The organism is uncultured Campylobacter sp., assembly GCF_938018035.1.
GTDB lineage: Bacteria > Campylobacterota > Campylobacteria > Campylobacterales > Campylobacteraceae > Campylobacter_B.
Genome location: NZ_CALIJF010000126.1, coordinates 1 through 6,863 on the forward strand (window position 1 = coordinate 1; position 6,863 = coordinate 6,863).

5 protein-coding genes are annotated in these 6,863 nt (G+C 48.1%); 2 read left to right on the forward strand and 3 right to left on the reverse strand.

The window, feature by feature from the left end; all coding sequences use genetic code 11:
* Window positions 1-1,287 (forward strand): sodium-dependent transporter (locus Q0257_RS03835; RefSeq protein WP_298021754.1); only part of this gene is annotated, 1,287 nt, incomplete at its 5' end.
* A 157-nt stretch (window positions 1,288-1,444) separates the two neighbouring features.
* On the forward strand, window positions 1,445-2,287 hold the full coding sequence (locus Q0257_RS03840; protein WP_298021757.1) for a hypothetical protein: 843 nt from the start codon (window positions 1,445-1,447) through the stop codon (window positions 2,285-2,287).
* Between the two features lie 389 nt (window positions 2,288-2,676).
* On the opposite strand, the gene Q0257_RS03845 is transcribed toward Q0257_RS03840, so the two are convergent.
* From Q0257_RS03845 to Q0257_RS03855, 3 genes are read right to left on the reverse strand one after another with little or no spacing between them, the layout of a single operon-like run.
* On the reverse strand, window positions 2,677-5,193 hold the full coding sequence (locus Q0257_RS03845; protein ID WP_298021761.1) for a molybdopterin guanine dinucleotide-containing S/N-oxide reductase: 2,517 nt from the start codon (window positions 5,191-5,193) through the stop codon (window positions 2,677-2,679).
* The gene (locus Q0257_RS03850) at window positions 5,190-5,798 is read right to left on the reverse strand and encodes a cytochrome C (RefSeq protein WP_298021764.1); all 609 of its coding nucleotides are present in this window, start codon (window positions 5,796-5,798) and stop codon (window positions 5,190-5,192) included. Before Q0257_RS03850 ends, Q0257_RS03845 begins: the two co-directional genes overlap by 4 nt.
* Window positions 5,799-5,818: 20 nt before the next feature.
* On the reverse strand, window positions 5,819-6,418 hold the full coding sequence (locus tag Q0257_RS03855) for a disulfide bond formation protein B (RefSeq protein WP_298021766.1): 600 nt from the start codon (window positions 6,416-6,418) through the stop codon (window positions 5,819-5,821).
* Window positions 6,419-6,863: the final 445 nt, after the last annotated feature.

A 6,863-nucleotide genomic window follows, 5' to 3' on the forward strand; every position in this document is an offset into this window, starting at 1 on the left:
TGGGCTTTTATCATCGCCTGCGTGGGCTCCGCCGTAGGTATGGCAAATGTCTGGGGCTTCCCTTACAAACTCGGTACGAACGGCGGCGGCGCATTTTTGCTAATTTACATTTTTTTCGTAGCGCTGTTTTCATACGTAGGCCTAAGTGCCGAATACGCGATCGGTCGCCGCGCCAAAACAGGCACGCTGGGCTCATACAAATACGCGTGGAAAAGCCGCGGACTGGGCGCTATCGGTAAGGTTATCGGCTGGTTGCCACTTGCCGGTTCGATGTGTATCGCAGTAGGCTATGCCGTCATCATCGCCTACGTTTTAAAGGCGCTAGTCCAAGCCATAGACGGCTCGCTAATGAGCGAAAATACCGATACATGGTTCAACTCTTTTGCCCTGGCGCCCTACTCCGTGGTGCCTTATCACTGCATAATCGTCGCAGGTACGTTGCTGACGCTGTTTTTCGGCGCCAAAAGCATCGAAAAAACGAATAAAATTATGATGCCGCTATTTTTCGTGCTATTTGCAATTTTGGCAATTAGGGTCGCGACGCTGCAAGGCGCTGCGGGCGGATATGCCTTTCTTTTTGGCGCTGATTTTACTAAGCTAGCAGATCCGATGGTTTGGATTTCTGCGATGGGACAGGCGTTTTTCTCGCTATCGATTACAGGCTCAGGGATGATCGTTTATGGCGCGTATCTATCCAAGGACGAAGACATCGTATCTGCGGCGAAAAATACCGCGCTATTTGACACGCTAGCCGCGATGGTAGCTGCGCTAGTGATGATCCCTGCAGTATTTGCTTACGGAATGGATCCTGCGGCGGGACCTAAGCTACTTTTCGTAACTCTGCCTAAAATTTTGCAAGATATGGCAGGCGGTAGAATTTTTGCAGTGATTTTATTTACCGCCGTGATTTTTGGTGGAATTTCATCGCTTCAAAATATGTTCGAAGTAGTCGCCGAATCGCTAATGCATAAGTTTCCAAGGCTAAGCCGCGCCTTCACGCTTGCGCTATTGTGCGCGATCTGCCTGGGTGCGGGTCTTGGTATGGAAGCGATAAGCTCATGGGGTCCGTGGATGGATTTCGTATCGATTTATATCATTCCGATCGGAGCAGTAATCGGCGCGATATCGTGGTTTTGGGTGATTAAGCGTAATGAAATTTTAGATGAGATCAATCTAGGCGCAGAGAGGGTTCGCGGCAAGCTCTGGTATGATATTGGGCGCTTTGTCTATGTCCCGCTGGCGCTACTTTTATGCATAATCGCGCTTAGTATGCATATTTCGTTTTAACTCATCGCCACATTGGCATAAATGCAACGACTGGCAAGATACGGCAAAGAAGGCGAAATAGGGTAGAATTTTAAAATTCTACCTAATAACGAACTTAAAAATTTAAATGGCCAAAACGACTTTAAATTTTAATACGTTATGAGAATAAAGCGTTATAATGTGCCAAATTTTACAAAATAGGGATTTTATGCGAGACTACGACAAAGAGCCATTGACCATAAACGATTACACCGTCTATCATGTATTTTCCTGGAGCATATTTACTTGCATATTGGGTTTTTCGCTTTTGGGTTATGATCTGATTACGACTGGCACTACGGGAAAATTTAGCGCTTTCGGTATCATTTCTTTAATTTTCGCGACATATACTTTCATACGATTTAGGATTTCGGCAGAGCAAAATTTTTCCAAAAATCCGAGCTATTTTTATTTTTCAAACAGCCTGATCCGCTACGTCGAAAATATAGATATGAAAGATAGCATAATTTCCGAAACCAAAATAGCCCCCGATCCGTCCGCAAATATATCTAGCGTTCATTTCTGCGTAGTATGCGAATTAGAAACCTCCTACGGCAGGTTTCATTATTTAAGCTCATATGAGTTATATAGATATTCAAGCATAGGCGTTCATATAGGCAAACTTGCTCTTTATATAAAGCATCTAATGCTATATTTAATATTTGCCCTGCCGTATAAAATTTACAAGCTCAAAAAGAGCTCGGAGCCCCTTTGGCTGTTAAAAAGAAATTTTGTCGTTAAATTTAACAACAGAAATTGCTTTTTAATAAATGCCGTATCTGCAAAAGAGTATCATGAGCTACTGCAATATTTCAAGGCGCTAAACGTAAAAATAGAAGATCGGACCGACTTTATACCGCAGGCTCAAAATAGCGGCTATTTCACCGATAAAAACGAAATTTGGAGCGACGATTTTAGTGATACACAAATTCCGAAGAAAAATTTTAAATGGAAGCTTAGGCGGTTTTTTAGTTTGGATTGAAATTTTAGTCCAAACGGCAAGTTCTTAAATTTGGCGAGAATTTCACGAGCAAGTAGAGAGTAGGGCGGCGAGGCAAATATTGCTTGCTGTTATCTCCAGCCTGCCACAGCTCAAAGTTACGATAAATCAAATCAACTCAGTCATCACTGCAAGCGCAAGGTTATAAAATTTAATCAGCTCCGCGACCTATCGTTGAAGTCGCGAAGCTACGGCAAGCTAAATTGGTCTCGGTGCACAGCCGCGACTATATAAAGCCGCGGCAAGTCGAAATTGATATGCCTCGCCGTAGCAAAACCACGGCGAGCTTGACTAAAGCCTGTGGAGGATCGGCGTATCTAGTCCAAGCCAGCAATGAGCCAGTCTTAAACCCCAGACCGCCCCCCCAATTCCTACTTCGCCCCTTTAGGCGGCATAAACGCGGTTAGTTTGATATCCTCGCCCGCCTTGTGTTTATAAAGCTCGATATTTACTAACGCCGTGTGCGCGATATTGCCGTTGGCAAGCTCGCTCGTAGGAAGATCGATCGTAAGCACGTTCGGATTTCCGTTTTTGCAAAGCCCCTCGGCATTAGGATCGTACCACGCGCCTTCGAATATCTGCACCACGCCGCGCATTATGTCGTCACTTACATTGGCTCCCGCTAAAATTTCGCCGCGAGCGTTATACACGCGCACCAGATCGCCCTGCTTTATGCCGAGCTCTTTAGCGTCCTCGGTATTTATTAGTACCGGCTCTCGATCCGCAACGGCGTATCTCTTGCGATTTGAAGTGTTGCTCTGCTGCGAATGCAAGCGGTCGAGCGGATGGATGCTAAGCAGGTGAAATTTCGCAGGCTTATCCTTCATCCCGAGCCACTCGACGGGCTCGAACCACATCGGATGCGCGCCACAGTCTTTGTAGTTCATCGCAGCAATCGTATCGGAGTAAATTTCAATTAACCCGCTAGGCGTTCCTAAAGCCTCCAAAACGGGATCGTTTCTAAAATCCTCAAAGCTCACGTACGCAGCACTCTCCGGCGTTTCGTAAAATTCCGTCGGCTCGTTTTTCTCCCACCACTGCTCAAAGCTCGGCATCTGCACGCCCAAAGCGGTGTTTGCGTTCACGGCGCTCGCCGCCCCTTCGTAAAATTCCTTGATCCAATCCATTTCCGTTTTGCCGCCGTCCGTATAAACCTCGGCAAGCCCGTCCGCGTAAGCCTTGCAAAGGTCGGTAAAAATTTGATAATCGTCCTTCGCGCCGTACTGCTTGGCGACGACCTGCTTCATCGGGATTATATGCATATTGGAGTAGTCTCCGCTCATCGTGATGTCGTTGCGCTCATACTCCGTCGTGGTCGGAAACACGATGTCCGCCATCTTCGCAGTCGGCGTCCAGTAAATTTCATTCACTACGATGGTGCGCGGCTTGCGCCAAGCCTTTATGTTGGTGTTGGTGTCTTGATGGTGCACGATCGGATTTCCGCCGACCCAGTAGATAAAATCGATCTTCGGATAGGTGATCTTTGCGCCATTCGCGTCGATCGTCTTTCCCGGATTTAGCAGCACGTCCGCGATGCGAGCTAGAGGGAAAGCGACCTTCGCCGTATTTACAAGCCACGCTTGGGCTGCTTCGCCGCCTTGTTTCTGATCCTGCGCAAGCCCTAAAAATTTGCCGTCCTTAACGACGCCGACGCTTGCCGCGTTCATTCCGCCGATCACGCCGCCCGCGCAGGTAGGCGCGCCGCCGTTAGCGTAGTGGTAGCTAAAGCCAAAGCCCCCTCCGGCAAGTCCGATCTGTCCCAGCATCGCGCATAGAGTTACGATCATCCAGTGCGCCTGCTCGCCGTGATGAGCGCGCTGGATACCCCAGCCGGCCATTATCATCGTGCGGTTTTCGTAAAATTTTATCGCGAGCTCTTTGATCACGTCCGCGCCAATGCCGCAAATTTCACTAGCCCACTCCGGCGTCTTAGCCACGCCGTCGCTCTGTCCCGTGAGGTACGGCACGAATTTTTCAAAGCCCACGGTATAGTTTTGCAAAAATTCCTTATCGTACTTGCCCTGCGAGTAGAGATGCTGCGCCATGCCTAGCATCATCGCTACGTCAGTGTTAGGGCGAGGGGCGATCCATCGCGCTTTACCCTCGAAATACTTGCCGCTTACGGTTTTGATCGGATCGATGATGATGATCTCTTTGTCGCTGTTTTTTAGCTGCTCGAAATACTTAAATCCCTGCTCGTCCGAGCTCGTCCACGCCACGCGAAGCGTAGAGATCGGATTGAGCCCCCAAAAGACCACTACTTTGGAGTTTTCAAGCACCACCGGCCACGAGGTTTGCTGTTCATAAACCTGATTTGAGCCCGTTACGTGCGGCATGATGACCTGGGCCGCGCCCGTAGAGTAATCGCCCGTGACGCCCGTAAAGCCACCGCTTAAGTTCATAAATCTATGAAGCAGCGTCCTTGAGACATGCACGTTGCCCGTGCTCTGCCAGCCGTAGCTGCCCGCAAACACCGAGCTTGCACCCTTTTGCTCGCGCGTCTTTTTAAGCTCGCGCGCGACGAGCTTGATCGCGTCTTCATATTTTACCTCGACCCATTCGTCAAGTCCGCGAAGCTCCGGCTTTGGATTATCGGGATCGGCGAGGTAGGATTTTCGCACCATCGGCGCCTTGATACGCGTATTATAAACGAGATCCGCCATCGTATTTTGAAGAGTATTTGGAATTTTAGAGGTGATCTTCCACGGCGCAGATTTTACGATCTTGCCGTTTTTAACGCTCGCTTTTAAAATTCCCCATCGCGCCGCAGTTAAAATTTCGCCGTTTTTCTTAAGTGCTGTTAGTTTATCCGCCGCGAGCATCGAGCTTGGGATGAGCGGAAGCGCCGAGACCGCCGCGCCGAGCTTTAAAAAATTTCGTCTTTTCATTTCATATCCTTTAAATTTACGTCCTTGGAGTGCTTTTGCAGATACTGCACCACCGTCCAGCTCTCATCCTTGCTAATAGGCGTGCGCGAAAGCATCGATTTGATGTAGCCCGGCCATCTGTTGGCTTCGTAATCGGCCGGCTGGTGCAGAGCGTGACAGACGCTACACGAGGCTTCAAATTTCTCCTTAGCACCCGCGAAAATTTTATCCACGTCGCCGCTTAGCGCGCCCTCGTCGGTGTAGGCGGTTATTTTAACCTTATTAAAGCCGTCCTCTTCGCCCAAGCTCTCGCTTTGAAATTTAGCCTGCTTCGAAAACGCCACCGCGATTATGCGCGCTTTAGGCGTGAAATAAATAACGTTGGGCGCCTTTGGATTTTGATAGCCGGTGAGCGAAAATTTCACTACTCCGTCCTTAACCTCCAAAACCTCTATGGCGTTTGTGGGCAGCAGCCTGCCGTCCTTGTGCGACAAATCGCCGCTTACGCTTACCTGCTTTAGCACCGTGCCATAAAGCGTCTCGCCCGCCTTAACCTCGGCGCCAGCGTAGCTTGCGATCACAGCCGCAAGAGCCGTCGCAGCCGCAATAGAATTTAAAAACTTCATGCTTATCCTTTCTTAAAATTTTAAAAACTTCTCGTAAATCTGCCGTATAAAAAACTCGCAAACATCACGGCCAAAACAGCCGCAAATGCCGCAAACGCTACCTGCGCGCACTGCGCCGCGTCTGCAAATTTAATGCTCGGCACCAGATAAAATCCCTCGCCGTAAAATCCGCCAAAAAAGCTCTGCACATCGCTAAGCGCGGTGCCCGCGGGAAAGGACGGGGTGCCCGTGCAGCTTGCGGGGCGAAATAGCTCCGGCAGCAGGCTATCAAGCGGCGCCGCAAAAGGGAAAGCGGGCGCTACGAGGCAATTTGCAGTATCTGCGGCGGTGTGTGGAGCGGAGCTTTGTAAATAGCCGTATATCGCGCCCGCAAATCCGAGCGCATAAGCAACGAGCCTTGCTATGAAGCCAAACGGCAGCAGCAAGCCTATAAGCGCGCCCACGCCCGCTACGGCAAAGCCCAGACGCACGAGGGCGCTCGTCTGCGTAGGCGACATAAAAATGTAGCGCTGAAAGAAAAAATACGATACCGCAAGATAGCCTGCGCTTATCACAAAGAGCCAAAACCACGGCGTAGCGGTATTTTGCCACGCGTAAATCTTCAAGATCAATCTATTCAAGATCTCCTCCGTCTTATAAAATTCTTAAGAATACTTTTTAATCTTAAGATTTAAATTTATAAGAGAATTATAGCAGTAAAAGATAAAAATTCAGGTCTGCATTGTCCTAAATATCGGAGTTTTGTAGGCTTTAAGCTTAACGTATAAAATTTCAATTTTAAAATTTGACGCTCCTTGCGTAGCGACGGAAAGTTTTTGAGATATGAAATTAAAATGATAGATTTTATAAAATTTATCTTTATTCGGGTCTATTTTGATAAAAAATATGCCGATTTTAAAACCCTCGAAACCCGATACTCGATCAATATTATGAAGATGATATAATGAGCTGAAATTTTTAAAAATATTTAACTTCATATTCAAGGGCGGGGTGCTATATGAAATTTAACATAAATGCTGTTATCGGCGGGGCGGATGATGTGCCGATCTATATATCGAATATTAT

What these genes read in the sequence shown, in the direction of transcription:
- Q0257_RS03840 (WP_298021757.1), top strand. Translation starts at nt 1,445, where the DNA reads ATGTGCCAAATTTTACAAAATAGGGATTTTATGCGAGACTACGACAAA.
- Q0257_RS03845 (WP_298021761.1), bottom strand. Translation starts at nt 5,193, where the DNA reads ATGAAAAGACGAAATTTTTTAAAGCTCGGCGCGGCGGTCTCGGCGCTT.
- Q0257_RS03850 (WP_298021764.1), bottom strand. Translation starts at nt 5,798, where the DNA reads ATGAAGTTTTTAAATTCTATTGCGGCTGCGACGGCTCTTGCGGCTGTG.